Source organism: Bradyrhizobium sp. WYCCWR 13022 (genome assembly GCF_030435535.1).
Taxonomy (GTDB): domain Bacteria; phylum Pseudomonadota; class Alphaproteobacteria; order Rhizobiales; family Xanthobacteraceae; genus Bradyrhizobium.
In genome coordinates, this window is the sequence record NZ_JAUIZJ010000003.1 from 255351 (window position 1) to 281278 (window position 25928).

General features: G+C 64.9%; 27 protein-coding genes and 1 riboswitch. Of the genes, 15 read left to right on the top strand and 12 right to left on the bottom strand.

The window, feature by feature from the left end:
• Positions 1 to 70 precede the first annotated feature (70 nt).
• Positions 71 to 535 carry a hypothetical protein gene (locus QY049_RS09985; RefSeq protein ID WP_194477822.1) on the bottom strand — a complete coding sequence of 155 codons (465 nt, stop codon included), beginning with the start codon at positions 533 to 535 and terminating at the stop codon, positions 71 to 73.
• 182 nt (positions 536 to 717) lie between these two features.
• On the opposite strand from QY049_RS09985, the gene QY049_RS09990 reads away from it, so the two are divergent.
• Together QY049_RS09990 and QY049_RS09995 are read left to right on the top strand one after the other, a co-directional pair.
• A complete protein-coding gene (locus tag QY049_RS09990; RefSeq protein WP_194477821.1) occupies positions 718 to 1011 on the top strand; it encodes a hypothetical protein in 294 nt (97 codons plus the stop codon).
• A 57-nt stretch (positions 1012 to 1068) separates the two neighbouring features.
• Entirely contained in the window at positions 1069 to 1599 is a 531-nt protein-coding gene (locus QY049_RS09995; protein ID WP_194477820.1) for a DUF3617 family protein, read from the top strand.
• A 41-nt stretch (positions 1600 to 1640) separates the two neighbouring features.
• Here the strand turns inward: QY049_RS09995 and QY049_RS10000 are convergent, their stop codons facing one another.
• Genes QY049_RS10000 through QY049_RS10010 form a run of 3 tightly spaced genes read right to left on the bottom strand, consistent with a single transcriptional unit; the run spans position 1641 to position 4317 of the window.
• On the bottom strand, positions 1641 to 3029 hold the full coding sequence (locus tag QY049_RS10000; RefSeq protein ID WP_194477819.1) for an ATP-binding protein: 1389 nt from the start codon (positions 3027 to 3029) through the stop codon (positions 1641 to 1643).
• A gap of 20 nt (positions 3030 to 3049) precedes the next feature.
• Positions 3050 to 3781, bottom strand: coding sequence for a response regulator (locus QY049_RS10005; protein WP_194477818.1), 732 nt, complete (start codon positions 3779 to 3781; stop codon positions 3050 to 3052).
• Positions 3778 to 4317, bottom strand: a complete 540-nt coding sequence (locus QY049_RS10010; RefSeq protein ID WP_194477817.1) for a MarR family winged helix-turn-helix transcriptional regulator — start codon at positions 4315 to 4317, stop codon at positions 3778 to 3780. Before QY049_RS10010 ends, QY049_RS10005 begins: the two co-directional genes overlap by 4 nt.
• A 337-nt stretch (positions 4318 to 4654) precedes the next feature.
• On the opposite strand from QY049_RS10010, the gene QY049_RS10015 reads away from it, so the two are divergent.
• The 4 genes from QY049_RS10015 to QY049_RS10030 all read left to right on the top strand — a co-directional run bounded on the left by QY049_RS10015 (position 4655) and on the right by QY049_RS10030 (position 8246).
• Complete coding sequence (locus QY049_RS10015) at positions 4655 to 5737, top strand: branched-chain amino acid aminotransferase (protein ID WP_194477816.1); 1083 nt, start codon at positions 4655 to 4657, stop codon at positions 5735 to 5737.
• Between the two features lie 82 nt (positions 5738 to 5819).
• Entirely contained in the window at positions 5820 to 7442 is a 1623-nt protein-coding gene (gene hisS, locus QY049_RS10020; RefSeq protein WP_258763804.1) for a histidine--tRNA ligase, read from the top strand.
• Between the two features lie 126 nt (positions 7443 to 7568).
• Positions 7569 to 7772 (top strand): tautomerase family protein, encoded by a 204-nt coding sequence (locus QY049_RS10025; protein ID WP_008144861.1) that lies wholly within the window; start codon positions 7569 to 7571, stop codon positions 7770 to 7772.
• An 81-nt stretch (positions 7773 to 7853) separates the two neighbouring features.
• On the top strand, positions 7854 to 8246 hold the full coding sequence (locus QY049_RS10030) for a thioesterase family protein (RefSeq protein ID WP_194477814.1): 393 nt from the start codon (positions 7854 to 7856) through the stop codon (positions 8244 to 8246).
• 3 nt (positions 8247 to 8249) lie between these two features.
• On the opposite strand, the gene proC is transcribed toward QY049_RS10030, so the two are convergent.
• Together proC and QY049_RS10040 are read right to left on the bottom strand one after the other, a co-directional pair.
• A complete protein-coding gene (proC, locus tag QY049_RS10035; protein ID WP_258763803.1) occupies positions 8250 to 9074 on the bottom strand; it encodes a pyrroline-5-carboxylate reductase in 825 nt (274 codons plus the stop codon).
• A gap of 184 nt (positions 9075 to 9258) precedes the next feature.
• Positions 9259 to 9759 carry a YbjN domain-containing protein gene (locus QY049_RS10040; protein WP_301269291.1) on the bottom strand — a complete coding sequence of 167 codons (501 nt, stop codon included), beginning with the start codon at positions 9757 to 9759 and terminating at the stop codon, positions 9259 to 9261.
• A gap of 430 nt (positions 9760 to 10189) precedes the next feature.
• Positions 10190 to 10350: riboswitch (FMN riboswitch) on the top strand.
• A 74-nt stretch (positions 10351 to 10424) separates the two neighbouring features.
• Here QY049_RS10040 and QY049_RS10045 point away from each other — a divergent pair.
• From QY049_RS10045 to QY049_RS10085, 9 genes are all read left to right on the top strand, one after another.
• Positions 10425 to 10979 (top strand): 6,7-dimethyl-8-ribityllumazine synthase, encoded by a 555-nt coding sequence (locus tag QY049_RS10045; RefSeq protein ID WP_194477811.1) that lies wholly within the window; start codon positions 10425 to 10427, stop codon positions 10977 to 10979.
• Between the two features lie 100 nt (positions 10980 to 11079).
• Positions 11080 to 12270 carry an MHYT domain-containing protein gene (locus QY049_RS10050; protein ID WP_194482855.1) on the top strand — a complete coding sequence of 397 codons (1191 nt, stop codon included), beginning with the start codon at positions 11080 to 11082 and terminating at the stop codon, positions 12268 to 12270.
• A 222-nt stretch (positions 12271 to 12492) separates the two neighbouring features.
• Positions 12493 to 13356: a xanthine dehydrogenase family protein subunit M gene (locus QY049_RS10055; RefSeq protein ID WP_301269292.1), complete on the top strand. Its 864-nt coding sequence runs from the start codon at positions 12493 to 12495 to the stop codon at positions 13354 to 13356.
• A gap of 12 nt (positions 13357 to 13368) precedes the next feature.
• Positions 13369 to 13869, top strand: a complete 501-nt coding sequence (locus QY049_RS10060) for a (2Fe-2S)-binding protein (protein ID WP_194477809.1) — start codon at positions 13369 to 13371, stop codon at positions 13867 to 13869.
• A complete protein-coding gene (locus QY049_RS10065) occupies positions 13866 to 16286 on the top strand; it encodes an aerobic carbon-monoxide dehydrogenase large subunit (protein ID WP_194477808.1) in 2421 nt (806 codons plus the stop codon). The genes QY049_RS10060 and QY049_RS10065 overlap by 4 nt, the downstream gene beginning before the upstream one ends.
• A gap of 100 nt (positions 16287 to 16386) precedes the next feature.
• Positions 16387 to 17253: a MoxR family ATPase gene (locus tag QY049_RS10070; protein ID WP_258763801.1), complete on the top strand. Its 867-nt coding sequence runs from the start codon at positions 16387 to 16389 to the stop codon at positions 17251 to 17253.
• Positions 17250 to 18458: a VWA domain-containing protein gene (locus tag QY049_RS10075; RefSeq protein WP_258763800.1), complete on the top strand. Its 1209-nt coding sequence runs from the start codon at positions 17250 to 17252 to the stop codon at positions 18456 to 18458. Before QY049_RS10070 ends, QY049_RS10075 begins: the two co-directional genes overlap by 4 nt.
• An 11-nt stretch (positions 18459 to 18469) precedes the next feature.
• Positions 18470 to 19309, top strand: a complete 840-nt coding sequence (locus tag QY049_RS10080; protein ID WP_194477805.1) for an XdhC family protein — start codon at positions 18470 to 18472, stop codon at positions 19307 to 19309.
• Between the two features lie 10 nt (positions 19310 to 19319).
• Complete coding sequence (locus QY049_RS10085) at positions 19320 to 19778, top strand: carbon monoxide dehydrogenase subunit G (protein WP_258763799.1); 459 nt, start codon at positions 19320 to 19322, stop codon at positions 19776 to 19778.
• A gap of 13 nt (positions 19779 to 19791) precedes the next feature.
• On the opposite strand, the gene QY049_RS10090 is transcribed toward QY049_RS10085, so the two are convergent.
• The 6 genes from QY049_RS10090 to QY049_RS10115 all read right to left on the bottom strand — a co-directional run bounded on the left by QY049_RS10090 (position 19792) and on the right by QY049_RS10115 (position 25915).
• Positions 19792 to 20826: an ATP-grasp domain-containing protein gene (locus QY049_RS10090; RefSeq protein ID WP_301269293.1), complete on the bottom strand. Its 1035-nt coding sequence runs from the start codon at positions 20824 to 20826 to the stop codon at positions 19792 to 19794.
• Entirely contained in the window at positions 20823 to 21851 is a 1029-nt protein-coding gene (locus tag QY049_RS10095; RefSeq protein WP_194477802.1) for a putative zinc-binding metallopeptidase, read from the bottom strand. The genes QY049_RS10090 and QY049_RS10095 overlap by 4 nt, the downstream gene beginning before the upstream one ends.
• Positions 21852 to 22100: 249 nt before the next feature.
• A complete protein-coding gene (locus QY049_RS10100) occupies positions 22101 to 23054 on the bottom strand; it encodes a ribose-phosphate pyrophosphokinase (protein WP_165424827.1) in 954 nt (317 codons plus the stop codon).
• A 194-nt stretch (positions 23055 to 23248) separates the two neighbouring features.
• A complete protein-coding gene (locus QY049_RS10105) occupies positions 23249 to 23866 on the bottom strand; it encodes a hypothetical protein (protein ID WP_258763797.1) in 618 nt (205 codons plus the stop codon).
• A gap of 163 nt (positions 23867 to 24029) precedes the next feature.
• Positions 24030 to 24797 (bottom strand): peptidoglycan editing factor PgeF, encoded by a 768-nt coding sequence (pgeF, locus tag QY049_RS10110; protein ID WP_301269294.1) that lies wholly within the window; start codon positions 24795 to 24797, stop codon positions 24030 to 24032.
• Positions 24797 to 25915: a class I SAM-dependent methyltransferase gene (locus QY049_RS10115; protein ID WP_194477799.1), complete on the bottom strand. Its 1119-nt coding sequence runs from the start codon at positions 25913 to 25915 to the stop codon at positions 24797 to 24799. The genes pgeF and QY049_RS10115 overlap by 1 nt, the downstream gene beginning before the upstream one ends.
• Positions 25916 to 25928 lie beyond the last annotated feature (13 nt).

Genomic DNA, 25928 nt, shown 5'->3' on the forward strand with positions numbered 1-25928 from the left:
GGAACATTTCAAGAACAAAATTCAAGTGATCGAGGGCCGGCCGCTTGGTTGGCCGATAGGGCCCGTCAGCTCAAGGCTTGGCGGCGCGGCAGGACGGATTGTAGGCCCAGTTGCGGTCGAGCCCGACCACGCACCATTCGACCCCTTGGCCGAAGCTGGCAAAGCCGCCATCCTCGATGATCGAGAAGTGCACCCGGCGCACCTTGCCGTCGGTGAGCATGGCCTCGCCGGTGCAGTAGCGGCGCGGAATGTTGTCGGACGCCCAGGGGCGGAAGGCGGTCTCGTGAACGTTCGAGAAGCCCGTGATCCGCAGCGGCGAATTCCAGAACGAGCTTTCCTTCTCCCAGAACTGGGTCGAGATCGTCGGCAGCGCCTTGTCGCATTCGGCGACATTGCCGTCGTAACGCGGGCCGCTCAGCCAGAAGTTCAGCTCCAGCGGATTGGCTGCCTTGGCCTCCGTGAGCGACAGCGCTCCGAACATGAGGCCGAGAACGGCGACGAATCGAAGCGATTTCAGGGAGGTCGAGGCGCGCATGGGCAATCCAGACAGCATGATCTGTGAAGGTCGGACGGTGCCGCGAAGGGCGGGGGAGGTCAAGTGCAGCGCGGCAACACTTGGCCAGGAGTTGATCAAAACGTCGCAGTGGACAGGCCTTCCGTTCTTTTCACCGCCGCGTCGGCACCGTAAACTGGTCCCAACCAATCGGAGTGACGGGAATGCGAATCATTGCGGCCGCTGGCCTTCTTGCCCTGGGTATGATGGCGAGCCAATCGGCGCGCGCCGACCTCCTTCCGGTGCCGCCCTTTAAGGGCAACGACACCGGCGGCATCATCGCCTATTCGATGGCGACGCAGACCGATGCGCGCCAGGTCGCGGTCGATCACTGCGCGCGCTACGGCAAGGTGGTGAAATTCCTCGCTGTGCAGGCCTACGAGGGCGGCTACATCTCGTTTTCCTGCCGCTGGGTGCCCTACGGCGCCGCCGACCGGCCGATCCGCACGCTCTACTGAGGCGTATCGGAGCGCCAACAAGATCACGCCACGACGTCTCAGCCGGGAGTCTCTCCTATGACGCGCAAGCTTGCTTTGCTCGGTTCGGCCGTTTGTCTTCTGTTGTCGGCGGGCAGCGCTTTCGCCGACGATTTGCCGGTGCGCAAGGCGGGGCTCTGGGAAATGAAGATGGTCAGGTCCGGCTCGGCGATGCCGGAGATGACCATGCAGCACTGCACCGACGAGAGCGTCGACAAGGAGATGAGCAACAACATCTCCCCGATGGCCAAGCGGGTCTGCTCCAGGCAGGACATCAAGAAGACGTCGACCGGCTACGTTAGCGATTCCGAGTGCAGCATCGCCGGCATCAACACCACCTCGCACGCCGAGATCACGGGCGATTTCAATTCGGCCTATACGGTGAAGACCTCCTCGCACGCGCAAGGCGGGGCCGCGGGTACCGCGGGGCGCGACACCACCATGACGCTGGAGGCGAAATGGCTCGGCGCCTGCAAGCCGGACCAGAAGCCCGGCGACATCGTGATGCCCGGCGGCTTCAAGATGAACGTGCGCGACGTCGACAAGCTGAAGGCACTGCTGCCGAAGTGAGGTGGTGAGATCGCAGCCCGGATTGCGCTTGGCCTCATCAGCTAAACCGGAATCCTCACGCTTGCCCTCAATCCGCCCATCGGGCTGTCGCCGAGCGTGATGTCGCCGCCATGCGAGCGGGCGATGTCGCGGGCGATCGCGAGGCCCAGGCCGGTGCCGCCCTCGTCCTGGTTGCGGGCATTGTCGAGCCGCAGGAACGGCTTGAACACTTCCTCGCGCAAATGCGCGGGAATGCCAGGGCCGTCGTCGTCGACCGTGACGGTCAGGTAGCGATGATCGCGCTGGCCTGAAATGGCGATGGCCTGGCCGTAGCGCGCCGCATTGGTGACGAGGTTGGCCAGGCACCGCTTGAACGAGGCCGGCTTTACCGTCACCACCGGCAGGCCGCTGAATGTCACGGTCGCGGTATGGCCGTGGCGCTCGGCGTCGCTGCGCAATTCCTCGAGCGCCTGCGCCATGTCGGTCGGCTGCGACTGCTCGCCGGAATCGCCGCGGGCGAAGGCGAGGTAATCCTCCAGCATCATCGACATCTCGTCGACGTCCTTGCGCATGCCTTCGAGCTCGGGATTGTCGCCGATCAGCGCCAGCTCGAGCTTGAAGCGGGTGAGGATGGTGCGCAGATCGTGGCTGACGCCGGCGAGCATCGCGGTGCGCTGCTCCATGGCGCGTTCGATGCGCGACTTCATCTCGATGAAGGCGCCCGCTGCGCGCCGCACCTCGCGCGCGCCACGTGGCCTGAAGTTCGGTGCCTCGCGGCCCTTGCCGAAACTTTCGGCGGCGTCCGCGAGCCGCAGGATCGGCTTGATCTGGTTGCGCAGGAACAGCACCGACACGATCAGCAGGATCGAGGACGTCCCGACCATCCAGAACAGGAAGATTTCCGAGTTCGAGGCATAGGCCGCGCTGCGCTGCGCGAACACGCGCATCACGGCATCATCGAGCTGGATGCGGATCTCGACGAGATTGGAACGGCCGACCGTATCGATCCAGAACGAGCGCCCGATCTGGCGGCCGAGCTGCACCGACAGCGTCTGGTCCAGCAGCGAGAAGAACGGCTTCGGTCCCGGCGGAGGCATGTCACCAGCGGGCAGGAAGTCGACGACGAGGCCGAGGCGCTGCTGGGCGATGCGACGGATCTGGTCGCGGTCCTTGTCCTGCGGATAGCCCTTGTAGACGTCGATCAGCGCCGCGATGTCCTGCACCACCGCGGCCGACAGGCGGCGCGTCACCGTGTTCCAGTGCCGCTCCATGAACACGAAGGCGACGACCGATTGCAGGATCACCATCGGCACGATCATGATGAGCAGCGCGCGGGCATAGAGGCCGGTCGGCATCCAGCCCTTGAACGCATTGCCCATCCAGCCATTGGCGGCCGAAACGCGGCCGGCCGCGCTCTTCAAAAGCGTCAGGCCGGTATCGATCGTGCTCATCGCTCGTGCTTCACTATGGTCTACGGCGAGGCAACCAGGCGATAGCCGATGCCGCGCACCGCCTGGAGGAAGAGCGGATTGGCGGGATCGGTCTCGATCTTGCGCCTGAGGCGATTGATCTGCACGTCGACGGCGCGCTCGTTGACGCTGCCGTTGCCGGTCAGCGCGCTGCGCGGCACGGTCTCGCCCGGCGTTTCCGAGAGAATGCGCAGCATCTCCCGCTCGCGATCGGTGAGGTGGATGACCTCCTCGCCCTGACGCAACTCGCCGCGATCCAGATGATAGACGTAGGGACCGAACGCGATCTTCTCGACTATCGCAGCCTGCACCGGCGGCGCGGCGCGCTTGAGGATGTTGTTGATGCGCAGCGCCAGCTCCCGCGGCTCGAACGGTTTTGCGACGTAGTCGTCCGCGCCGATCTGCAAGCCCTCGATGCGGGCCTCGGCCTCATGCCGCGCCGTCAGCATCACGATCGGCACCGAGGAGGATGTGCGGATGAAGCGGGCGAGATCGAAGCCGGTCTCGCCGGGCATCATCACGTCGAGGATCAGCAGGTCGAAATGCAGCCCGAGCAGTTTCGCGCGGGCATCGCCGGCGCTGGCGGCGGTGGTGACGCGATAGCCTTCGGCCGCGAGGAAGCGTGAGAGCAGATCGCGGATGCGGCGGTCGTCGTCGACCAGCAGAAGATGCGGGGCGTCGTCGGCCGGTTGGGCCGGCGGGCGGGCGAGCGTGGCAGCGAGCGGCACGGTCACTCCTTCGAGTCTGGATTGGTGGCGAAGATCGTCTCCAGCACCTTGTCCGGATCGTCGCGGTCGATCATCGCGCGCAGGAAGCGCTTGACGGTCTCGGCATCGTCAGGCGCCATCGCGGCGAGCGCCTTGGTGATGCGCGTGGTCTGGAGGCCGGCGAGCTTCTGCACCAGCGCCTCGCCCTTCGGCGTCGCATAAAGCAGGCGCTGGCGACGGTCGTTGTCGCCGGTCTTCTGCACGATATAGCCCTCGTCCAGGAGTTGCTTGAGCACCCGGCCGAGCGACTGTTTTGTGATGCGCAGGACGTCCAGCAGGTCGGCGACCTTCAGCCCGGGGTAGCGGTAGACGAAGTGCATGACCCGGTGATGGGCACGGCCGAAGCCGAAAGCCTCCAGCTCCTGGTCGGGGTCACCGACGAAATCGCGATAGGCGAAGAACAGCAGCTCGATGATATCCCAGCGCAAATTGCCTCCATCGCCTGCCGCCGGGCGTGGCTCGGCAGCGTCTTGAGGGGGAGTCGCGAAATTTATGTCAGGCATATTGACGTATCTTGGGTTCAATGTTACAAAACGATCAGCCCGCACGAAATTTTAGATCGTTTCGCGTCGGGTGGTATTTCTAAGAGCGGCCGGAGAGAGCCGGACAGGCGGCAACGGCCGGGTCAGATCTACCGTGCGATTGTCGAGCGGCATTTCGGCAAAACATACTGGACTTCCGCCTTCCGCAAAAGCATGTCCTCGGCGACATGCTGGTCACGGAAACCGGCCGTAACAAGGCTGGCGGTGGTTCAGCCAGCAATCTAATCAAGCCAGCCGGGCCCGAAACGGGCAGGCGGGCGCCAGAACAGCGCCGCCATCGGCAGCGGGAGGCAAGGACATGAGCATGAAATTCGACATCCAGCCCGCATCCAATCCGACGCCCGAGAAGGACCGGGTCGCCAAGCTGGTCGACCCCGGCTTCGGACGCGTCTTCACCGATCACATGGCTGTGGTCCGCTACAACCAGGCCAAGGGCGGCTGGTACGAGGCGAAGATCGAGGCGCGCGCCAACTTCCAGATGGATCCGGCCGGCGCCGTCCTGCACTACGCCCAGGAAATCTTCGAGGGCCTCAAGGCCTACAAGCGCGACGACGGCGGGGTGAACCTGTTTCGCCCCGACGCCAATGCACGCCGCTTCAAGGACTCCGCCGATCGCATGGCGATGGCGCAGATCCCGGAGGACGTCTTCATCGAGGCGGTCGAGCAGGTCGTGCGCATCGACCGCGCCTGGATGCCGGGCGGCGAGGGCAGCCTTTACCTGCGCCCCTTCATGATCGCGAGCGAGACCTTCCTCGGCGTGAAGCCGTCGTCGGAATACATCTTTGCGGTGATCGCTTCGCCTGTTGGTTCCTACTTCAAGGGCGGCCCCGCGCCGGTCTCGATCTGGGTCTCCGAGAATTACACGCGCGCAGCTGTCGGTGGCACCGGCGCGGTGAAGTGCGGCGGCAATTACGCGGCGAGCCTGCGTGCGCAGGCCGAGGCGATCCAGCACGGCTGCGATCAGGTCGTCTTCCTCGATGCGGTCGAGCGCCGCTACATCGAGGAGCTCGGCGGCATGAACGTGTTCTTCGTGTTCGACGACGGTTCGCTCTCGACCCCGCCGCTCGGCACTATCCTGCCCGGCATCACCCGCGACTCCATCATCACACTCGCGCGCGATGCCGGCAAGACGGTGCGCGAGGAGCCGTATTCGCTCGACCAGTGGCGCAAGGATGCGGCCTCGGGCAGGCTGAAGGAAGCGTTCGCCTGCGGTACTGCCGCGGTGATCTCGCCGATCGGCAAAGTGCGCTCGGTCAGCGGCGATTTCGAGATCAGCGGCGGCGCCGCGGGTCCCGTCGCCATGGGCCTGCGCAAGCAGCTCGTCGACATCCAGTACGGCCGCACCAACGATCCGCACAACTGGATCCGCAAGGTGTTTTGAGGTCATCTCCCTCTCCCGCTTGCTTGCGGGAGAGGGAGAACAGGCCGGTTGCCGCACCGCGCGTCGGCTGGTAAACGCCCGCATGGCCGAAAAACCCAAAAAACCCCAGAAACTGAAGGCGCGACTTCCGCGCGGGCTCGAGGATCGAGATCCCTCGGCGATCCGGGCGACGCGCGAGATGGTCGAGAAGATCCGCGCCGTCTACGAGCTCTACGGCTTCGAGCCGGTGGAGACGCCGGCGATGGAATACACCGACGCGCTCGGCAAGTTCCTGCCCGACCAGGACCGTCCGAACGAGGGTGTGTTCTCGTTCCTGGACGACGACGAGCAGTGGATCAGCTTGCGTTACGACCTGACCGCGCCGCTCGCGCGCTATGTCGGCGAGCGCTACGGCACCGACGGTCTGGTCCTGCCCTATCGCAGCTACCGTGTCGGCTACGTCTTCCGCAACGAAAAGCCCGGCCCCGGCCGCTTCCGCCAGTTTATGCAATTCGACGCCGACACGGTCGGCTCGGCAACGCCGGCGGCGGATGCCGAGATCTGCATGATGGCGGCGGACACGATGGAGGCGCTGGGCGTTGCACGCGGCCAGTACGTCGTGAAGGTCAACAATCGCAAGGTGCTCGACGGCGTAATGGAGAGCGTCGGGCTCGGTGGCGATGAACAAGCTGGGCATCGGCTCACAGTCCTTCGAGCGATCGATAAGTTAGATCGGCTGGGATCGGAAGGAGTGCGCGAGTTGCTGGGTGCAGGTCGCAAGGACGAGAGCGGCGACTTCACCAAAGGTGCCGGCCTCGACGATGACCAAATCAGCAAAATTCTCGTTTTTGCGTTGCTGCAGGAAGGCAATGTTACTGAACTGGAAGATGTCACCAATCTTTCGCCCTCAGCGCGCGCCGCGCGAGGCAATGTGATGACCTTTTCGGCGGGGGATGACGACAAGTCGTACTTCGTAGAAAGTAACAAAGGGGTCATCGAGGGAATGATGACCCACTTCGGAAATAATGAGACATCTCGAGCAGGCATCGAAGAGCTTAAATTGATCTCGGAGTTGGTCGAGGCTGCTGGCTACAATCGAGATAGGATTCGTATCGACCCCTCCGTCGTGCGCGGCCTCGAATATTACACCGGCCCCGTCTACGAGGTCGAACTGCTGCTCGACACCAAGGACGAGAAGGGCCGTCCCGTGCGCTTCGGCTCGGTCGGCGGCGGCGGTCGTTATGACGGCCTCGTCTCGCGCTTCCGCGGCGAGCCGGTGCCCGCGACCGGCTTCTCGATCGGCGTGTCGCGGCTGCAGGCTGCGCTGACGCTGCTCGGCAAGCTGGACACGCGGCCTGAAGTCGGCCCCGTCGTCGTCACCGTGTTCGACCGCGATCGCGTCGCCGACTACCAGAAGATGGTCGCGAGCCTTCGCACCGCCGGAATCCGCGCCGAGCTCTATCTCGGCAATCCCAAGAACATGGGCAACCAGCTCAAATATGCCGACCGCCGCAACTCGCCTTGCGTGATCATCCAGGGCTCGGATGAAAAGGCGCGCGGCGAGCTGCAGATCAAGGATCTGATCGAGGGCGCCAAGGCGGCCGCCGCAATCGCCTCCAACCAGGAATGGCGCGAGACGCGTCCGGCACAGTTCTCGTGCAGCGAGGCCGATCTCGTTTCAAAAGTGCGCGAGGTTCTCGCGCGCCATGACGTGAGCTGGGGCTAGCCATTCGCTAAGGCCGACATGCCCGGGCTTGTCCCGGGCATGTCAGTCCTGTTTGATGGAAGACAACGTGGATGGCCGGGACAAGCCCGGCCATGACGACAGCAGCAGGGCAGCAGGGAGAAGACAATGCCTGAGATCACCGTCAGCATGGCCGAAGGCCGCACCGACGAGCAGAAGGCCGGCATGATGCGCGACATCACGCAGGCGCTGGTGAAGAATCTCGGCGTCGACGCCGATGCTGTCGTCATCCAGATCAACGAAGCCCCGCTCCGCCACAAGATGAAGGGCGGCAAGACGTTCGTGGAGCGCGCGGCGGCTGCGAAGAAGTAAGAAACCGCTGTTGCAGCAAACACAACCGTCGTCCCGGATCAGCGCTCGCTTGTCCGGGACGACAGCGGAGTTTGAGGCACCATGGACGCACGCGATTTCATCAAGATCGGCATGAGCGCCGAGCGCACGCTGGTCGTCCCGGTCGAGCGCACGGTCGGGCATTTCGTGCCGGGCATGCCGATGGTCTATGCGACCCCGATGATGATCCTGGAAATGGAGATGACGTCGGGCGATGCGATCCGCGCCGCGCTTCAGCCGGGCTGGGTTACCGTCGGGACCGAGGTCGACATCCGCCATCTCGCAGCCGCTCTCGTCGGCGCGACGGTGCGGACCACCGCAAAAGTGATCGCGGTCGAGCGCCGCATCATCCGCTTCGAGGTCGAGGCCTTCGAGGGCACGCGCAAGCTCGGCGAAGGCCGCCACGCGCGCGGGCTTGTCAATGTCGAGATGTTCAACAAGCGGCTTGGGGCGTAGCCGCTACTTCGCCAATTCCTTCGATCGCTTCGTCGCGGCCGCGATCGCGCGGATCATCAGCTCGCGCAAGCCCGGTTCGCCCATCAGCACACCGAGCGCCGCAGCCGTCGTGCCGCCGGGCGAGGTGACATTCTGGCGCAGCGCGGCGGACGGAAGCTCCGACTGATGCAGCAATTCGCCGGAGCCAGCGACCGTCTCGCGCGCGAGCTTTGTCGCCAGCGCCTCGGGCAATCCGGCTTCCACGCCGGCGCGTGCGAGCTCTTCGGCGAGCAGGAACACATAGGCCGGCCCCGAGCCGGACACGGCCGTCACCGCATCCATCAGGCCTTCATCCTCGACCCATTCGACCGAGCCGGTGGCCCGCAGCAGCGCGTCGGCCACCGCGCGCTGCGCTGCGCTGACATTCGTCGCCGCGACCGCCACCGTGATGCCGCGGCCGATCGCCGCCGGCGTGTTCGGCATCGCGCGGACCACGGCGCCGCCGCAGACGTCCTCCAGGGAGGCGATCGTGGTTCCCGCCATGATCGAGACCACGGAGGTTTTTTCCGACACGAACGATTTCAGCTTGGCGCCGGCCTCGCGGAACATCTGCGGCTTCACTGCGACGACCATCGTCTCGACAAAGCCTGCCGCCTTCGCGTCGGGATTGAGCGCGACGCCCTTGGCGGCCAGCGCGGTGATCTCAGGCGAGATAAAAGGATCGACCACCGCGACGCGGCGCGGATCGAGCCCGCCCGCCAGCCACCCGGTCAGCATCGCGCCGCCCATCTTGCCGGCACCGGCGAGCAGGATGGTGCCGGTGATGTTCTGGAGAGTGTTGTTTGCCATCGCTGTCGCCAAATCCGTCGTCCTGGCGAAAGCCAGGACCCATTGCCCCAAGGGGTTCTAGTGGATGGAGGGCAGAGCAACAAGCGTCGCGCAACACGGAGAAATCACGCGGTATGGATCCTGGCTTTCGCCAGGACGACGATGAGGAAAGACTCGTCCGTCCCTCATCGTATTGTTGGGCGCCTTACGCCTCGCCAGCCGTATCGAACATCGCCGCATCCATCGCTTGTGCGGTGGTCTTGCCTGCCCACACCACGAACTGGAACGCCGGAAAGTAACGCTCGCAGGCGTGGATGGCGCCGGCGAGCATCGCTTCGCATTGCGCGGTCGAGGCGGTGAGGCCACCCGGCAGCACCAGCGCCTGACGGTGCATGATCATGCCGGTGTTGGTCCAGAGGTCGAAATGGCCAATCCACAATTGCTCGTTGACCGCGGCGACGAGCTTCTGCACCTCGCCCCGGCGCGTGAGCGGAATCTTCATGTCGAAAGCGCAGGCAAGGTGCAGCGCTTCGATTTCTCCCATCCAGGTGAAGGAGATCTGGTAGTCGGTCCACTGTCCCTTCGAGACAATGGTCAGCTCGTCCTCGCCGGAGCGTTCGAACGGCCAGTTGTTGCTGGCGGCGATATCCTCGACCACCGCGAGCGGGTGACTTCGGGAATCGATATTGCCTTCGAGCAGGGACATGCCGTCTCGACCTCTTGCCTTCTTGTTGTCTTTGATACGCACGCGGTTGGGTCCGGCGCGCGCTCCCTAAACATCGTCGATCCCGGGAGTCGCTTTCGCGATCTCCCGGGGATCGGCGCGGCCTGTCGCGGATCAACTGATGTGATTTGCGGAATCTGCGCAACTGGGTCCCGAGTCCGTCCACAAGCCAGGACTCGTTCGTCCACAGCTCATCTCTCGGCCACAATAGTTAACGCGGGGAGTCAGAACCGAATTGGATGAGAACAAACCGGAATCGGATTCCGGGAAGCCGCCAATCGCCAATTCCGCCGCGCGAGGGCCGCACCGCCCCAGCGGCATGGGACCATGCGGTTTTTGGCTACGGAACAGGCTTGCTTGCTGCCCCGGACCGGCGGCATATTTCCAGGCAGGTCGCTCAATCCCGAGCGGCCGATGTTCTCAGGGCGGGGTGAAAGTCCCCACCGGCGGTAAGGGCCGAAAGGCCTAAGCCCGCGAGCGCCTTCCCCCATGGTCTTTGCTGGGGGGGAAGGGTCAGCAGATTCGGTGCAACTCCGAGGCCGACGGTTAAAGTCCGGATGAAAGAGAACGGTCGGTGGCAGACGCATCGCAAGATGCGGCTGTTTGTCGTTCCGTGTGCCCTGATTCTGGTCCTTTGAAGGAAAGCCATGAATCAGATGTTGCAAGATCCCCAAACCAAGACGTCACAGACTCAGCCGCCGGTTCCCCACGACCCGGTGAAAGAGCATCCACGCTTTGCCAAGCCGCAGCGGGTGGCCTTCGTGCAGGCCTGCTGGCACCGCGATGTGGTCGAGGAAGCTCGCATCGCCTTCATCAAGGAGGCCGAGGCGCGCCACCTCACCCATGTCGACGTGTTCGAGGTACCGGGCTCGTTCGAGATCCCGCTGCACGCGCAGGTCCTCGCCAAGACGCGGCGCTATACCGCGATCGTCGCAGCGGGCCTTGTCGTTGACGGTGGCATCTATCGCCACGAATTCGTCGCCGACACCGTGATCAAGGCGTTGATGGACGTGCAGCTCCGCACCGAGGTGCCGGTGTTCTCCGCCGTGCTGACGCCGCAGCAATTCCACGAGACCGAAGTGCACTACGATTTCTTCCGCAGGCACTTTACGATCAAGGGCATCGAGGTCGCAGCAGCCTGTGCAGAGACGTTGCACGGCCTCGAGCGGCTGCGCGGCCAGGTCGCGGCGGGAATCGTGTAGCGCGCTCTTCACACGCCGCTGATTGTCAATCCCGCCGCCGTCCCTATAAAGTCGGCGGCGGGAGGAGGCCGTGCCGTGGAGACGGACGGCCGACAAGATCATGTTCGAAGGACACGATCCCTATCTCGTCGCGCTCTCCGTGGCGGTCGCGAGTCTGGGTGGCTATACCGGCTTTGCGCTTGCTGCTCGCATCCGCAACACGCCCGGCGTCAGTAACCGCGTTCTGCTCGCGGGGGCGGCTGCGTTTCTGGCCGTCGGCATCTGGACCATGCATTTCGTCGGCATGCTGGCCGCGCCGCTGCCGCCGGATACGGTCTATCTCGTTCTTCCCACCATCATATCGTTCCTGATCTGCGCGCTGGTGGTCGGAATTTCCCTTTTCTTTGTCTCGATCGGTGAGCCCACGTTGAGGCGCGTGGCGTCGTCGGCCGTCTTGCTCGGCGTCGGCATCGCCAGCATGCATTATGTCGGCATCCATGGGTTGGCCGGCTCCTTCGGCATCGTGCATGACCCCTCGATGGTGCTGCTGTCGATCCTGGTCGCCATCGTCACCGCCTATGGCGGACTGCGCGCCTTTCTGGCGCAGCAGGAGGGTGTGCGCCTGATCGTCAGCTCGATCGTGTTCGGCGTCGCGGTGTCCGGCATGCATTATACGGCGATGCTGGGCATGCATTTCGAGCCGCTCACCGGCGCGGCGCATCACCACGGCGGCGGTCTCGCCGCGTCGCAACAAATCCTGTCGATCGTCGTTGCGGTGCTGTGCTTCGTCATCGCGGCCGGCTTTCTGTTGTCGCTCGTTCCCGATCAACGCCGGCAGGCTTCACCCGCCACGGCCGCCGATTCCGTTGCTCCGCCGGTTGCGCCGCTCGCGGTCGAACCGGTTGCCGCACCTCCGCGCCCGGTGACGCCCCTTGGCGGCCTCGGGCAGCCGCCGAGGGCGCCGGTTCCCCGGCTGCCGGTTGAGAGCGCCGACGGCACGCACTTCATCGACACCGCCAATGTCCGCAGCGTCCGGGCCGACGCGCACTACACCCGCGTCCATGATGGTACCCGCGAGCGGATGTGCCCCTGGTCGATCTCGGAAGCCGAGGCGCAGCTCGATCCCTCGTTGTTCCTCAGGGTCCACCGCAGCCATATCGTCGCCATTCCTCATGTCGCGCTGGTCCGGAAAGAGGGCGACGGCGCCGTGCTCGAGCTGGACGGCCCGTCGCCGCACCGGGTCCCGGTGAGCCGGGCCAAGATCGCCGAAGTGAAGGCGCGGTTGGGATTGGCAAACCGGCGGCAGGCGTAGAGCCACGAAGCAGGCTCTCTGGCTCCCTCGCCCTGCAGGCGGGGAGAGGCGAAGAGCTCTGCTCCATAAGTCGCCTAAGCTGACGCAATTCGTGCGTTCCAACCGGCAATTCGTGCAAAAAGCTCGCCTTTGTGCCCGAATGATTGCGGGCCGCTCCGTCGGGAGTGACCGTCCCTTCCAACGTCCGCGCCGTCACGCGCAAAGGACGACGAGGAGGAGATGATGATCCCGGGCTCATTCAGCTATCACCGGCCGGCGAGTGTCGCCGATGCCGTCAAACTGCTATCCGACCTTGGTGAGGATGCGCGGCCACTGGCCGGCGGGCACAGTCTGGTGCCGATGATGAAGCTTCGGCTCGCCACTCCAGCCCATCTGGTCGATTTGCACGGCATCGCCGCTCTGAAGGGCATCAGCCGAAGCGGCAACAATCTCGTCATCGGCGCGATGACCACCCAGTATGAGCTGCTGGCCTCCGACGAAATCGCCAAGTCCATGCCGATCCTGCACGAGGCGGCGCTGCTGATCGCCGACCCCCAGGTGCGCTACCGCGGCACGATCGGCGGCAATGTCGCCAACGGCGATCCCGGCAACGACATGCCGGCGCTGATGATGACGCTGGGGGCCACCTATCGGCTCGAAGGTCCCGGCGGGGCTCGCGACGTCGCGGCGGCCGACTTCTATCAGGGCGCCTATTTCACCGCGCTCGAGCCCGGCGAGATCCTGACCTCGGTGTCGGTCCCCGTGCCGGCGGCCGGCCACGGCTACGCCTACGAAAAGCTCAAGCGCAAGGTCGGCGACTACGCAACCGCCGCTGCCGCTGTCGTCCTGACGATGTCCGGCGGCAAGGTCGCGACCTGCTCGATCGGTCTCACCAATGTCCACGAGACACCGCTGCTCGCCGATGATGCAGCGAAAGCGGTGATCGGGACCAGTCTCGATGCGGCGACACTCAAGAAGGCCGCCGCGGCAGCCGAAGCGATCATGGCGCCGGCCGCGGATGCGCGCGGCCCCGTCGAATATCGAAAACACGTTGGCGGCATCATGGTGACGCGGGCGCTCCAGCGCGCCGCTGCCAAGGCGAAGTAAGGGGAGGGACCGATGGCCAAAACACACGTCACCATGAAGGTGAACGGCGCCGAGGTTGAAGGCCTCGTCGAGCCGCGCACGCTGCTGGTGCATTTCATCCGCGAAAATCTGCAGATGACCGGCACCCATATCGGCTGCGAAACCACGCATTGCGGCGCCTGCACCGTCGATATCGACGGCATGTCCGTGAAGTCCTGCACGATGTTCGCGGTGCAGGCGCAAGGCAGCGACATCACGACGGTCGAGGGCATGGCCAATGCCGACGGCACGCTGTCCGCGCTGCAGGAGGGCTTCCGCATGATGCACGGCCTGCAATGTGGCTTCTGCACGCCTGGCATGATCATGCGCGCGCATCGGCTGTTGAAGGAAAACCCTTCGCCGAGCGAGCAGGAAATCCGGATGGGTATCTCCGGCAACATCTGCCGGTGCACCGGCTACCAGAACATCGTCAAAGCCATTCAATACGCCGCCGCGAAGATCAACGGCGTGGAATTCCGGGAGGCCGCAGAATGAACGACATGACTCCCACGCGGGAACAACGCGAAGCCGCACTCGAAGGCATGGGCTGCAAGCGCAAGCGCGTCGAGGACATCCGCTTCACGCAAGGCAAGGGCAATTACGTCGACGACGTCAAGCTGCCGGGCATGCTGCACGGCGACTTCGTCCGCTCGCCGCATCCGCATGCGCGCGTCAAGAAGATCGACGACAGCGAGGCACTGAAGGTGCCCGGCGTGCTCGCGGTCATCACCGCCGAGACGCTGAAGACCGTCAACCTCGCCTGGATGCCGACGCTTGCCGGCGACGTGCAGATGGTCCTGGCCGACGGCAAGGTGCTGTTTCAGAACCAGGAGGTGGCCTTCGTTGTCGCCACCGATCGCTACGCGGCCGATGACGGCATCAACAAGGTGATCGTCGAGTACGAGCCCCTCGCTCCACTGGTCGATCCCTTCAAGTCGATGGACAAGGATGCGCCGGTGCTGCGCGAGGATCTCGTCGGCAAGATGTCGGGTGCGCATGGTCCGCGCAAGCACGACAACCACATTTTCGAGTGGACCGTCGGCGACAAGGACCTCACCGATGCGGCCTTCAAGAAGGCGGAGGTGACGATCAAGGAGATGATCTCCTATCACCGCACCCATCCGTCGCCGCTGGAGACCTGCCAGTGCGTCTGTTCCTTCGACAAGATCAAGGGCGAGCTGACGATCTACGGCACCTTCCAGGCCCCGCACGTGATCCGCACCGTGGTGTCGCTGATCGCAAAGCTGCCGGAGCAGAAGATCCACGTCATCGCGCCCGACATCGGCGGCGGCTTCGGCAACAAGGTCGGTGCCTATCCCGGCTATATCTGCGCGGCGGTCGCCTCCATCGTCACCGGAAAACCGGTGAAATGGGTCGAGGATCGCATCGAGAACCTGACCGCGACGTCGTTCGCCCGCGACTACCACATGACCACCGAGATCGCTGCGACGAGGGACGGAAAGGTCACGGGGCTGCGCGTGCACGTGCTCGCCGATCACGGTGCGTTCGACGCCTGCGCCGACCCGTCGAAATGGCCGGCCGGCTTCTTCAATATCGTCACGGGGTCGTACGACTTCCCGACCGCGCACCTTTCCGTCGACGGCGTCTACACCAACAAGGCGCCGGGCGGCGTTGCCTACCGTTGCTCGTTCCGCGTCACCGAGGCGGCCTACTGCATCGAGCGCGCCATGGATATTCTGGCGCAGAAGCTCAACATGGACCCCGCTGAGCTGCGCTTGAAGAACTTCATCAAGCCGGAGCAATTCCCGTATCATTCGGCGCTGGGGTGGGAGTACGATTCCGGCGACTACCACACCGCCATGCGCAAGATGATGGAGACGACCGGCTACGCCGCGCTCCGGAAAGAACAAGCGGAGAAGCGTGCTGCGTTCGCGCGCGGCGAAACCCGCGAGATCATGGGGCTCGGCGTCTCCTTCTTCACCGAGATCGTCGGCGCAGGCCCGTCGAAGAATTGCGACATCCTGGGCATCGCGATGTTCGATTCCTGCGAGATCCGCATGCACCCGACCGGTGCCGGCATCGCACGCATGGGCACCAAGAGCCAGGGCCAGGGCCACGAGACCACCTGGGCCCAGATCATCGCGACCGAGATCGGCATTCCCGCCGACAACATCATGGTGGAAGAGGGCAACACCGACACCGCGCCCTACGGGCTCGGCACCTACGGTTCGCGCTCGACGCCGGTGGCGGGCGCCGCGATCGCCATGGCCGCGCGCAAGATCAAAGCCAAGGCGCAGATGATCGCGGCCTACAAGCTCGAGGTTCACGAGGACGATCTCGAATTCGACATCGACGGTTTCCGGGTGAAGGGCTTGCCGGAGAAGTTCATGTCGATGAAGGATATCTGCTGGGCGGCCTACAATTCGGTGCCTCCGGGCATGGAGCCGGGGCTGGAGGCGGTGAGCTATTACGATCCGCCCAACATGACCTATCCGTTCGGCGCCTATCTCTGCGTGATGGACATCGACGTCGATACCGGCGTGTACAAGGTCCGACGCTTCTACGCGCTCGATGATTGCGGCACCCGCATCAACCCGATGATCATCGAGGGGCAGGTGCATGGCGGCCTCACCGAGGCCTTCGCCATCGCGATGGGCCAGGAGATTCGTTACGACGAGGTCGGAAACGTCGTCACCGGCTCGTTCATGGACTTCTTCATGCCGACCGCGGTGGAGACGCCGCATTGGGAAACCGACTTCACCGTCACTCCGTCGCCGCATCACCCGATCGGCGCCAAGGGCGTCGGCGAAAGCCCGAATGTCGGCGGCGTGCCGGCCTTCTCCAACGCCGTCAACGATGCGTTCTCGTTCCTGGGCGCGACGCATATCCAGATGCCGCACGACTTCTGGCGCAACTGGAAGGCGGCGAAGGAATTGGGGGCGGTTGCGTAGTGGATCGGTTCGTCATTCCGGGGCGGTCCGTAGGACCGAACCCGGAATCTCGAGGTTCCTGGTTCGATGCCTTGCATCGCCCCGGAATGACGGAGGAAGCATGAAGGGCCGAGACGAGATTGCGCAAGCCTTGGCCGCATCGGGCTACATCGCCGATGCGGATCTCGCGACCGCGATTTCGCTGATGCAACTCTTGCGGCGTCCGCTGCTGCTCGAAGGCGAGGCGGGCGTCGGCAAGACCGAGGTGGCGAAGGCGTTGGCAAAGGTGCATGCGGCCGAGTTGATCCGGCTGCAATGCTACGAGGGGCTCGATCAGTCCTCCGCGCTCTACGAGTGGAACTACCAGCGCCAGTTGCTGGCGATCCAGGCCCACCGAGGTAGCGATAGTATCGAGGACCAGGTGTTCTCCGAAAAATATCTGCTGGAGCGACCCTTGCTCGCCGCGATCCGACGGCCGCAGGCACCAGTGCTGCTGATCGACGAGATCGACCGTGCCGACGATGAGTTCGAGGCGTTCCTGCTGGAGCTGCTATCGGACTTCCAGGTGTCGATCCCCGAACTGGGCACAATTCCCGCCGTCACCATCCCCCATGTCGTGCTGACCTCGAACGGCACGCGCGAGCTGTCCGACGCGCTGCGCCGGCGCTGTCTTTATCACTATGTCGATTATCCCGACGTCGATCGCGAGACCCGCATCATCCTGGCGCGCGTCACAGGCGCAAGCCCGTCTCTGTCGCTCCAGATCGCGCGCATGGTCGAAGGCGTGCGCAAGGAGGAGTTGCGAAAGGTGCCTGGTGTCGCCGAGACACTGGACTGGGCGGCGGCGCTGATCGGTCTGGACGTCCGCGATCTCCACGACGCCCCCGAGACGGTGCATGAGACGCTGATTTGCCTGTTGAAGACCCATGAAGACCGCGCCCGCGTCACGCCCGAGGTGATGCAGCGCCTGCTGGGGAAGGTCGCATGAGCTGCTGCGGCTCCAGTCCCGAATACGACGATCTCGACGAGGTCTCCAAGCTCGTGTCCGCGAAGCTCGCGGGGTTCCTGCGAACCTTGCGCGATGCAGGCTTCCGCGTCGGGCTTGCGGAGGGGCAGGATGCCGCAACGCTGATGTCGGCGGGGTACGTGGCGAAGCCGGGGCTCCTGCGCGCGGCGTTCAAGCATCTGTTCTCGGCGCGCAAATCCGACTGGGACAAGTTCGACGGTCTGTTCGACGCGTTCTGGCTGGGCAAGCGCGTGCGCTCGCGTTCCCGCACGACGGGCTCGACGCCGGGCGCCGGCAATCCGTCACTGAAAAGCCTGCAGGACAGATCGGCGGAGCAGGGCGGCAGCCATTCCGTCACCGACCAGCTTCCGTCCTCCGACGACGCGCCGGAAGGACGCTCCGGCGAAGGCCGCATGGAAGGCGCCTCGCGCGCGGATAATCTTGCCGACGTGGATTTCAGGAAGCTCGGCGATCCGGCCCAGGTCGCGCAGGCCCATGAGGCCGCCGCGCAGCTAGCGAAAGCCATGCGCACGAGGCTGACGCGCCGTGATCTCGCGCGCCGGCGCGGCTACCGGCTCGATCTCCGGCGCACCATTCATCGCAACATCAGCCATGGCGGCGTGCCGATCAGCCTCGTCAAGCGGAGGCGCAAGGACAAGCCGCTGCGGCTGGTCGTGCTGCTCGATGCGTCGGGCTCGATGAGCATGTACACATCAGTGTTCCTGCGCTTCATCCACGGCGTGCTCGACCAGTTCCGCGAGGCCGAGGCATTCCTGTTCCACACGCGTCTCGCTTATGTCTCCGATGCGATGAAGGAGAAGGACGCCGGCCGCGCGCTCGACCGACTCTCGATCATGGCGCAGGGCGCGGGTGGCGGTACGAAGATCGGCGAAAGCCTGCAGACCTTCAACCGCTGGCACGCCGCGCGCGTCATCCATTCGCGCAGCTGCGTCATGATCGTGTCCGACGGCTACGAGACCGGTGATGCCGCCTTGCTCGGCCGCGAGATGGCTGCGCTGCACCGGCGCTGCCGCCGCATCGTCTGGCTCAATCCGATGATGGCGTGGCAGGGTTATACGCCGGAGGCACGGGGCATCAAGGCGGCGCTGCCGCATGTCGATCTCTATGCGCCCGCGAATTCGCTGCAAAGCCTGCGCGCGCTCGAACCCTATCTGGCTAGGCTCTGAGGGATGTTGCGATGACCGCTCATGTCGAAGTGCTGGAACTCGTGGCGCAGATGAAGGCCGCCGAGCGCGCCTTCGTGCTCGCGACGGTGGTGCGGACGGTGTCGGTGACCGCGGCGAAAGCCGGCGCCAAGGCGATCATCGCGGCTGACGGCACCATCGTTGCCGGCTGGATCGGCGGCGGCTGCGCCAAAGGCGCGGTGTTGAAGGCGGCGCGCGAGGCGCTCGCCGACGGCGAACCGCGCATGGTGTCGGTGCAGCCGGAAAACCTGCTCGCTGAGCTCGGGGTGAGCGCCGGAGAAAGCCGCGACGGCATCCGCTTCGCCAGCAACATGTGTCCGAGCAAGGGCACGATGGATATTTTCGTCGAGCCGGTGCTGCCGCATCCCTCGCTCGTCGTTCTTGGTGCGAGCCCGGTGGCCCTGTCGCTTGCGGTGCAGGCGCGCGTGCTCGGTTATCACGTCACGCTCGCGGCGCCCGCCGCCGAACTCACCGGGCAGCCGGATGCCGATATGGTCATCGATGGCTACCAGCTCGGCGAGCTCAACGACGCCAGACGTTTCGTCGTGGTCTCGACACAGGGCAAGGGCGACGAAGCCGCCTTGCGTGCCGCGCTCGCGACCAAGGCCTGCTATCACGCGTTCGTCGGTAGCCGCCGCAAGATGGCCTCGCTGCGCGTCAAGCTGCTTGCGGAGGGCGCGAACGCCGCTGCGATCGATGATTTCAAGGCCCCGGCCGGGCTCGATCTCGGCGCCATCACGCCGGAGGAGATCGCGATGTCGATCCTCGCCGAGATCACCAGGGAACGCCGGCGCGGCCAACGCGCCGCCTATCAATCAGCCAACCGAGAATGAGACACCCACCATGCAGATGAACGACAGCCAGCGCATTCCGGCGTCACGCGAGCAGGTGTGGGCGGCGCTGAACGATCCCGCTGTGCTGAAGCAGTGCATCCCCGGCTGCCAGTCGCTCGACGTGATCGCGCCGAACGAGATGACCGCAACTGTCGTCTTCAAGGTTGGTCCGGTGAAGGCGACCTTCAGCGGCAAGGTGACGCTATCCAATCTCGATCCGCCCAACTCCTATCGTATCTCCGGCGAAGGCTCTGGCGGTGTCGCGGGCTTCGCCAAGGGCGGCGCGGTCGTGCGACTGGACTCCGAGAGCGCTGACGTGACGGTGCTGTACTACGAGGTCGACGCGCAGATCGGCGGCAAGCTCGCCCAGCTCGGTGCCCGGCTGATCAACTCGACCGCGACGAAGCTTGCCGCGGAGTTCTTCAAGTCGTTTGCAGGCGTGGTGAGCGCGAAGGCCGAAGCGCGCTGACTTCACCTTACGCTCAGCCCAACGACACGCCCGCCTTGGCCCGGCTGATCCCGAGCGTCAGGATGCGATGGAGCAGATCCTTGTACTTCAGCCCGTCGTGTTGCGCCGCGGTGGCGAACTCCTGGCTCTTGGCGATTTCCGGGTTGGGGTTGGCCTCGATGAAATACGGTGTGCCGTCGGCGGCGAGGCGGAAATCGATGCGCGCGTAGCCGTCGAGGCCCAGCGCCCGGTAGATGCGTTTCGCGGCGCGCTGGATGCGTGCGGTGACTTCGGGCGCGAGGTCTTTCGCCGGCCCGTCGACGATGCCGAGCTTCTCCTGATAGTCGGTGTCGTGCTTGGCTTTTTCGGTCGCGATGTGGCGTGAACTGCGCCCGCCCATGCTGCCGAACTTCAATTCCCACACCGGCAGGACGTGCAGCCGGTTGTTGCCGAGCACGCCGACATAGAGCTCGCGCCCCTCGATGAACTGCTCGGCGATGGCGGCGGTCTCTACCCGCTCGTGGATGAACGCAACGCGTTCGGCCAGCTTCTCGTCGGTGTCGACGATGGACGCCTGCGAGATGCCGAAGGAGCCATCCATGTTGAGCGCCTTGACGATCAGCGGCAGCGCAAGATGTTTCGGCCGTTTCACCTTGCGGCGCATCGGGAAGACCGCAAAAGCCGGTGCCGCGATGCGCCGATGATGCACCAGCGTCTTGGACAGGTCCTTGCCGCGCGCCAGGATCAGGCCGCGCGGGTTGCAGCCGGTATAGGGGACCTTCATCAGCTCGAGATAGCTGGCGATGTGCTGGTCGTAGGCGACGTTGTAGTGGAATTCCTCCAGCAGCGTGAACACCACGTGCGGCTTGAACTCCTCGATCGCCTCGCGGATCGGCCTGATCTCCTCCTGCGCGCCGAGCGGGCGGACCTCATGGCCGGCCGCGCGCAGGGTGCTGACGACGTCGTATTCCGTTTTCCAGGTGTTGATTTCCTGTGGCGTGTATCCGTCGGTCGAGTCCGGCGGCAGGAAGTCCGGATGCATCAGCACGAGAATACGGAGTCGTCTCATAGCGCGATCCATTTGCGCCGAGACGGGCCAAACAGCGCGTGCATCGTCTTGGCGGTCACGAGGACGGTGAAATCGAGAACGAGCTTCTGTTCGGAACCCACCGCGCGCAGATCGAGCTCGCGGCAGCGGGAGATCATGTCGTCGAGCACGGCATCGAGCGTGAGCTGGTTCTCGCCCGTCCACCGCGCGACCAGTTGCCTGATCTGGGCGCGGTGTCGCCTGATCAGGCTGGAGGCGGGCTGTGAGCGATGATGCCGTGGATCGGCTGAAAACAGCCGCGAGAGGTCGCGGTCGTAGGTCTTCGGTGGCGTGAAGGCGTAGAAAGCCTGCTTCTTCTTGTAGTGGTCTTCGAGCGTCTGGCTCAGCCTGCTCAGTGGATCGACACGCTCGCGCGTCGTGATCAGCGGGCGCTTTCCCGCGATCTCGCCCATCAGCTCGTCGACATATTCGAGCTTCTTCAGCGCCGGCCAGCCCTCATATCGCGTCCGCCAGTTCGAGCGCGGCCGCAGCCACACCGCAAACGTCTCGGCGAAGTCTTCGTCGGGGTGGCTCTGTGCGTACCAGAGCCGAAGGTGCTGGACGTAACGCCGGCTCGCCGGGTTGGGTCGGTAGTAGCGCGGGTAGTGTTTCGACGACGGGCCGAACAGCTGTTGCCAGCGGCGACGGCGCTGCAACTGATAGCCGTGCTGCACGGCATGGCCCGCCTCGTGACGGAGGATGGCCATGCACTCGCGCCAGGTTCCGCCCTCGACGTCGAACATCATCTTCTTCTCGAGCTTCATCAGCCGAGGATGGGCGAGATAGAAGGGGATGGCGATGCCGGGCACGTCTCCCGGGCTGAACCATTCGCTCGAAATCCACGTGTGCGGCCGCAGCCGGATGCCGCGCTCTTCCATCTCCTCGTGGAGCGTGGCGACGCAGTCCTCGAGCCATGTACCTTCGACCGTCACCCTCAGGCTGGAGAGGCGCTGCTCGAGCAACTCGTCGTCCGACAGCTTTTCCCAAGGGAATTTCCGGCGCGGCATCAGCTATCCAGGCAGAGATGACTCGGTGTCATGATGATGTCATGGGCTGCAGCCGGCAACAACCCGAGGAGCAGGGAGGCGTGCTGCGGCGCGTCGTGAGGGAAAGAGTAGGCACGGCGCCTCTCGCCTTTGCCCACACCCCACGATTCAATTTGAAAACGTCATTCCGGGGCTCGCGAAGCGAGAGCCCGGAATCCCGAGATTCCCGGTTTGGCGCGTGCGCGCCGCCCCGGAAAGACAGCGTGCAAGCTAGTCGAACAGGCTCGACACCGACTCCTCGGCCGCGGTGCGCGCGATTGCGTCCGAGATCAGGCTGGCGATCGGCAGCGTGCGGATGTTCGGCGCCTTGGTCACCGCTTCCGTCGGCAGGATCGAGTCGGTGATGACGAGTTCCTTCAGCTTCGAGCCGGCGATGCGGGCCGCCGCGCCGCCGGAGAGCACGCCGTGGGTGATGTAGGCGTAGACATCCTTGGCGCCCTTGGCGATCAGCGCATCGGCTGCGTTCACCAGCGTGCCGCCGGAATCGACGATGTCGTCGACCAGGATGCAGCTGTAGCCGGAGACGTCGCCGATCACGTTCATGACTTCGGATTCACCCGGACGCTCGCGGCGCTTGTCGACGATCGCGAGGGGGGTGTTGATGCGCTTGGCAAGGCCGCGGGCACGGGCCACGCCGCCGACGTCGGGCGAGACCACCATCACCTTGCCGAGGTCGAAACGTTCGCGGATGTCGCGCACCATCAACGGCGCAGCGAAGAGGTTGTCGGTCGGGATATCGAAGAAGCCTTGGATCTGGCCGGCATGCAGGTCGAGCGTCATGACGCGGTCGACGCCGGCATGGGTGATCAGGTTGGCGACGAGCTTGGCCGAGATCGGCGTGCGCGAGCCGGAACGGCGGTCCTGCCGGGCGTAGCCGAAATAGGGGATCACGGCGGTGATGCGGCGCGCCGAGGAGCGGCGCAGCGCGTCGGTGATGATCAGCAGCTCCATCAGATTGTCGTTCGCTGGAAACGAGGTCGACTGGATGATGAAGGCATCCGAGCCGCGGATGTTTTCCTGGACCTCGACGAAGATCTCCATGTCGGCGAAGCGCCGCACCACCGCCTTGGTCAGCGGCATGTCGAGGCCCTGCGCGATGGCCTGGGCGAGAGCCGGATTGGAGTTGCCGGCGACGAGCTTGATGGAGCCGTTCTTGGCCGACATGGACGCTTCCTCCCGCGCTTTGCTGGATACGACGTTCAACATCTGAGAATACCCACTGGCAGCACGGTTATGACGGGCGAGGAAATATCAGGCGAGAGGCCGCAATGGCAACCCGGGATGCTACGTTTTCCCTCCGAAAATCCTGAGTCGGGCCAACGGCTTGGCTGGTAACTGAGCCCGTGGTTTAGCGGTGGTTATTGCTGGGCATAGCCGAGCGCGGTAGCCGGCATCTCAGCCACTGGGGCCTCCGGTGCCGCGCTTGCCACTGCGGGTCCGCGCAGACCCGGAACCGAGCCCGGCGCATCAGGCGTTCCGTTGATCATATTGGAAAGTCCGCTGAATCCGGCCTGGGCGATCTTCCGCAGCACGAGGTCGTCGGCAGCCTGCCAGGGATCTCGGCCGCCCTTGGCCGCGGTCGGTTCCTCGCCCGAGAGGCGTAGCGCCCGCTGCTGGTTGGCGTCGTAGACGTCCCAGACCCAGGCGATCACGGTCTTGCCGCGCACGACCTGGGCGGAGAGATAGCTGCGCACGCGATAGGCAGCCGTCCCCTCGCGGGAGACGATCGAAAGGCTGCGCAGCTTGGATTCGCTGTCGAGCACGCCGACCATGCGGTCGAACACGTGCGGCGGCGGCCCGTCGATGGATTCGAACGCGACCGTTGCCCCGGAGCCGGCGCTCGGCGCCATCGCGTAGGAATTGGCGGCATTGCCGCCGCCTCCGGCGCAGCCGCCAAGCGCAGTCGCTGCCGCCAGCAAAACGACCGCCAGCACGCGCGAGCCCGCACGGCGCAAGATGGATGACGCTTCCCTCATTGAGGGCAGCGATATCGTTAAAATCGATTAAGGTCTAGGGCAGGGGGGACACAGCACACGGTCATTCCGGGGCGATGCGCAAGCATCGAACCCCGGAATCTTGAGATTCCGGGCTCTCGCTTCGCGAGCCCCGGAATGACGATCGTTAATGTTGCCTGTGTGTTCACCCCTCCAGCGCGATCGCGTGGACGTGGCGGCCGTAGTCCGGCTCCTTGCGATGCACCGAACGGCGATAGCTGAAGAAGCGTTCGTCGGCGTAAGTGTCGAGACCGAGATCGTCGATCATCAGAATGCCGGCGGCTTCCAGCCGCTTGCGGATGAAGCCCGCGAGATCGAACATCGCGTGGCCCTCGCGCACCGACGGGATGAAGAACACGGCGTTGTCTGCATCGGCTTCGATGAAGCGTGTGACGAACTCGTTGCCGACCTCGTAGCTGTCCTGGCGGATCAACGGGCCGATCGCGGCAATGATGCCGCTGCGTCTCGCACCGAGCTTTTCCATCGCCGCAACAGTGGATTCCAGCACGCCCGTCAGCGCGCCTTTCCAGCCGGCATGGGCGCCGCCGATCACGCGCGCGTCGGGATCGACGAACAGCACCGGGCCGCAATCGGCGGTGGATACGCCGAGCGCGATGCCGGGCGTCTTGGTCACCAGCGCATCGCCCTTCGGCCGTGGACCGCTCGGCCAGGGGGCGTCGGTGACGAGCACGTCGGGCGAGTGGACCTGATGCAGGCTGAGGAAACGGTCGGCCGCGACGCCGACATGTTCGGCCATGCGGCGGCGGTTCTCCGCAACAAGGGCCTGATCGTCGTGGGACCCGAGCCCGCCATTCAGCGCGGAATAGATGCCGCTGGAGACACCGCCTTCGCGCGTGAAGAAGGAATGGCGCAGGCCCGGTACCGCCGCCAGCAACGATGAAGCGAGAGTCATCAATCGTCCTCGGTCTGTTCGAGATCGCTGAGGCCGGCAATGCCCGTCAGCCGTGGCTCGGAGATGCCGAGCACCTTGAACATCGAACCCATGCCGCTGCGCCCGGTGTCGGTCAGCCGCTTCAGGGCCACGGAAATGTCGGTGGCCACCTCCGGCGTCGCCTTCTGCATCAGCGCAGCCGCGCGGGTGTCGATGCCCACGCGCTTGAGGAAATCGCCTTGCGTCACCGGCCCGTGGACGCGGGCGCCGACATCCTCGGCCGCGCGCGCGAGCGCCTGGAAATCGACATGGGCGGTCACGTCGGCCTGGCCCGGCGCCTTCAGGGGATCGGTGAAGGTGTGGCGTGCGATGGCCTGAAAGGTGTCGCCGGCATCGCTGCGCAGATGGCCGTAGTCGATGATCAGAGCCGCACCGTCCTGGTCGCGCACGCGGGTGGCGAGCTTCATGATCTCGGTATCGGGGCGCCATTCGAACACGGCACCGACAGGCGCCGCGCGCACCAAAGGCGGCAGCAGCACGTCGAAGCGCGGCATCGGCTCGGCCGCTGCGCCAAACTGGAGCTTGCCGTTGGGATCTATCTCGATCACGCGCTCGTGCCAGCCGCCCTCGCGCTTCACCATCTGGTGGATCGGCAACACGTCGAAATACTCGTTGGCGAGGATGACGCTGGGACCATCAGGCACGTCGTCGATGCTGTCGTGCCAGGCGATGTTGTTGCGCACGCCCGACAATGTCGCCTGCTGCCGTTCGCGCAGCACCGGGTTGACCTCGACCAGGTGAATGCTGAGCCCCTGATAGAGCGGCGGCAGCACGCGCAGTGCGCGCAGCGCGTCCGCCATCATGGTGCCGCGGCCGGGGCCGATCTCGATCAGCCGCAGGAATTGCGGCGAGCCCATCTGCTTCCACACCGAGGCGGTCCACAGGCCGAGCAGCTCGCCGAACATCTGGCTGACCTCGGGCGAGGTCGTGAAGTCGCCCTCGCGCCCGAGCGGATCGCGCGAGACGTAGTAGCCGTAGCGCGGATGCATCAGGCACGTCTCCATGTATCGCCAGACCGGCATGGGGCCCGAGGATTTGATCAGCGCCTTGATCTCGTTGAGCAGTGGTTGGTCGGTCACAATTGTCTTCTCG